The following is a 4,391-nucleotide window of genomic DNA, read 5'->3' on the forward strand; positions in this document are numbered from 1 at the left end:
GGTGGCGGAGGGGGTGGAGACGACGGGGCAGCTGTCGTTCCTGAGGCTGCATGGGTGCGAGGGGTTCCAGGGGTATCTGTTTGGAAGGCCTGGGCCGGCGGAGGCTATCGATGCATTGCTGTATCCCGCTGGTTGACGGTACGTCTGCGGTGTGGCTGGCCTGCATGGCAAGGGCGTAGGCATGTGGTTTGACAAGCTCGTGGACCGTAACGCTCCCGGCATCCGTGGCCTGCTGCTGGTGGTGGCCCTGGCATTGATCGGCGCAGTGCTGGTGGTGCAGGGTGCACAGCACTGGCGAGCGGGCGAGCGGGCGACCGAGCGTTCACGCGTGTTGCACCAGACGGCAGATGCCCTGCAAGCCCAGACCACTGGCGGCTCCATGCTCGGTGCGGTATCGCTGATGGGCCTGAGCGAGCCTTTGCTCAAGGACATGGCGCTGGGCCGTTTGCCGCCTGACCACCCCGAGGCACTGTCCCGCCTGGCCGTGGCGCGCGGGCGCTTTCTGGTGCAAGGCGTGTACGTAATGTCTGCCGATGGCACCGTGGTAGCGCACGAGACCCCTGGCGAACGATCCACGGGGCTGAACCTTGCATTCCGCCCGTACTTCCAGCAGGCCATCCAGGGCGCCAACAGTGTGTATGCCGCCATTGGCAGCAATACCCAGGAGCGTGGGCTGTACTACGCAGCGCCACTCTATGAAAGCGACACGCCGTCGAGCAGCATCATCGGCGTGGTGATGTTCAAGGTGGGTTTTGAGCCGGTGGACCTGATGCTCAAGCGCGCGGGCTTGCCCATGGTGCTGCTGTCGCCGCAGGGCGTGGCGTTTGCCGCCACGCGCCCCGAATGGCAGTTCGCGGTAGCGCCGCCGCTCACGCAGGCGCGTATCGATGCCATCCGCGCCACACGCCAGTTCGGCCGGCATTTCGACAATGGCGTGGCTTCGGCGTTGCCCTTTGCGGCCGATACCGGAGATGTCCAGATCAACGGCGTGACCTACGCTGTCGAACGCCGGGCCATTGACTGGCACGACCCGGGGGGCGAGTGGCAGCTGGTGGCGCTGGACGATATCAGTGCCTTGATGTCGTCGACGCAGCGCGCGCGCATTGGGGCGGTGGCCTTTGTGCTGCTGTGCCTTCTGGGCCTGCTGCTGCTGGACTTGCTGCGCAGCCGTGCCCGGGTGGCCAGTGCACTGGAGCGATTCAGGGTGCTGGGTACGGCGCTGGAGAGCAGCCCGGTGTCCGTGGTCATCACCGATGGCGACGGCCGTATCGACTGGGTCAACCCCCAGTACGAGCGCAACACGGGCTATTCGCTGGACGAGGTGCGTGGCAAAAAGCCATCGCTGGTGGCCAGCGGACAAACGCCCGCGCAGACCTACCAGCTGATGTGGTCCGCGCTGCTGTCGGGCAAGTCCTGGCAGGGCCAGTTCGTCAACCGGCGCAAGGACGGGAGCATCTACCACGACGAGGCCACGCTATCGCCCGTGTTTGATGGGCGGGGCAAGCGCATCGGCATCGTGGGCCTTCACGAGGACGTGTCCGAACGCATCCAGGCGCAAAAGGAGCTGGAGCGTCGAGAACGCCTGCTCAACGAGCTGCTGGAACAGCAAACTGCCATCTTCGACAACGCACCGCCCATCGTGATGGTGTGCGACGGGCAGTTCCGCCAGTTCAACCCGGCGTTTGTGGATCTCATGGGCGGCACCGCATCACAGCTGCTGGGTCTGGGGGTGTCGGTGCTGTTTGGCGGGACGGGCCATGCCGACCTGTTCACTGCCCGCGTCACGCCGGCACTGGCCTCGGGCCAGGCCTTGCGCGAGACCGCTACCCTGTGCAGGCTGGATGGCAGCCAGTTCGAGGCGCGCCTGGCGGGCCGCAGCGTGAAGATGGACGACTTCGGCACCGCCTCGATCTGGGTCATTGAAGATGTCAGCGAGCAGCGGCGTGCCGAGCGTGTGATCCAGCAGGCCCAGGAACGCCTGGAGCTGGCGCAGGAAGCGGGCAAGATCGGGGTGTTCGACCTGAACCTGGTTACCGGCGAGATCCTCTGGTCGGACAAGCTGGCCCAGATGATGGGCCTGCCCCCTGGAACCCAGCCCGATGGCCGCGACTTCTGGCTCAACTGCCTGCACCCGGAAGACCGCGACCAGGCAAGCGCTTATTTCGACAGTTGCCTTGCAGGCACCGAGGACTACCTGCGCGACTCCTGGCGCATCGTGCGCCCCGATGGCGAGGTGCGCTGGTTTCTGGAGGCCGCGCGCATTTTCCGCAACGCCCAGGGCCAGCCGGTGCGGGTGGTGGGCGTCAATGTGGACATCCACGACCAGAAGCTCCTGGAGGAGCAGGTGGCCGGGCAGCTCGATTTCCAGCAGGCGTTGATCGACGCCATCCCGGTGCCCCTTTTCTACAAGGGCGCGGACGGGCGCTACATCGGCGTGAACCGCGCTTATGAGCACGCCTTTGGCGTTTCGCGCGAGGCGCTCATCGGCAAGACGGTGATGGATCTGGACTATCTGCCGCAGGAGACCCGCACGCGCTTCGAGCAGGACGCGATACAGGCCATGGAGGGCGAGCGCAAGGTGCACCGCGAGGTCGATTTGCCTTATGCCGACGGCGAGCTGCACCACACGCTGTTCTGGCTGCATGGCTTTGCGCGCCCCGATGGCACACCCGGCGGCACCATTGGTACGTTCGTGGACATCACCGACCGCCAGCGTGCTGAACAGGAGCTGCGCCGTGCCAAGGAGTTGGCCGAGGAGTCCACCGCGCTCAAGTCCAACTTCCTGGCCAACATGAGCCACGAGATCCGCACGCCCATGAACGCGATCATCGGCATGTCGCACCTGGCACTCAAGTCGGGCCTGAGTCCACGCCAGCACGATTACGTGAGCAAGATCCAGCAGGCAGGCCAGCACCTGCTGGGGGTCATCAACGACATCCTGGACTTCTCCAAGATCGAGGCGGGCAAGCTGGTGGTGGAGCGTCAGCCGTTTCTGCTCGACCGCATGCTGGAGAGCGTGTCCGATGTGGTGGGCTACAAGGCCGGTGCCAAGGGGCTGGAGCTGGTCTGCGATGTAGCCAGCGATGTGCCGCCTAACCTCGTGGGCGATGCGCTGCGTCTGGGCCAGATCCTCATCAACTACGCCAACAACGCCATCAAGTTCACCGAATCCGGCGAGATCAGCATTGCCGTGCGCTTGCTGGAGGAGATGGGCAACCAGGTCCGGCTGCGTTTCGAGGTGCGCGACACCGGCATCGGGCTCACGGACGAGCAGATGGGGCGCCTGTTCCAGAGCTTCCAGCAAGCCGACACCTCGACCACGCGCCGTTATGGGGGCACGGGCCTGGGGCTGGCGATCTGCAAGAGCCTGGCGGAGCTGATGGGCGGAGAGGTGGGCGTGGAGAGCCGTTTCGGCAAGGGCTCCACCTTCTGGGTGTCGGTGCCGCTGGAGCGTGGGGCAGCGGCGCGTGTGCTGCTACCTCCGCCCGACCTGCGGGGCACCCGGGTGCTGGTGGTGGACGACAACCATACCGCTGCCACGGTGCTGTCCGACATGCTGCAGGCGATGGGCTTTGTGGTGGAGCAGGCGCATTCGGGCCTGGAGGCGCTGGACCGGCTGCGCGAGTCCATGGCACAGCACCAGCCGTTTGGCCTGTTGCTGCTGGACTGGCACATGCCAGGCATGGACGGCGTGGAGCTGGCGGGCCACATTCGCAGCCTGGGCATGCCCAAGGTGCCGCAGATGCTGATGGTCACGGCCTACGGGCGCGAAGACGTGATGCGGGCCGCGCGTGCGCAGGGCATCGAAACCGTGCTCATCAAGCCCGTGAATGCCTCGCTGCTGTTCGATACCCTGATGCAGCCGCTGGAGGCATCGGGCACGGAGGGGCGCCGTGCGGCCACTCCCGCCCCCGCTGCCGACGAGCTGCCGCTGGACATCCGGGGCGCCAGCGTGCTGCTGGTCGAGGACAACGAACTCAACCAGATGGTGGCCATGGAGCTGCTGCTGGACGCGGGCTTCGCCGTCGACGTGGCCGAGAACGGGCAGATCGCCATCGACCATATCGAGCGCAAGCACTACGACGCCGTGCTGATGGACATGCAGATGCCCATCATGGATGGCGAGACGGCCACACGACTGCTGCGCGGCAACCCGCGCTACGCGCAGTTGCCCATCATCGCCATGACGGCCAACGCCATGGAGGCGGACCGCCAGCGCTGCTTTGCGGCGGGCATGAACGACCATGTTGCCAAGCCCATCGAACCTGCGGCCCTGTGGGCCGCGCTGGCACGCTGGATCCGCCCCCGCCAGGGTCTCGGTGCGGCGGTTGTGCCCGCTCGCAGCAGTGCGGCTCCAGTGGCCGCGCCGGTAGCGGCCACCAGTGCAGCGG

The 4,391-nt window shown here is 66.2% G+C and carries 2 protein-coding genes; both read left to right on the forward strand.

The features are described from left to right. The coding region (locus tag DBR23_RS32315) for an EAL domain-containing protein (RefSeq protein WP_146191388.1) at positions 1-136 on the forward strand (136 nt) is incomplete at its 5' end. 45 nt (positions 137-181) lie between these two features. After that, positions 182-4,391, forward strand: a 4,210-nt coding sequence (locus DBR23_RS20540) for a PAS domain S-box protein (RefSeq protein ID WP_233250618.1), incomplete at its 3' end; no start/stop codon positions are given.

This window comes from Acidovorax sp. HMWF018 (genome assembly GCF_003061035.1).
GTDB lineage: Bacteria > Pseudomonadota > Gammaproteobacteria > Burkholderiales > Burkholderiaceae_C > Acidovorax > Acidovorax delafieldii.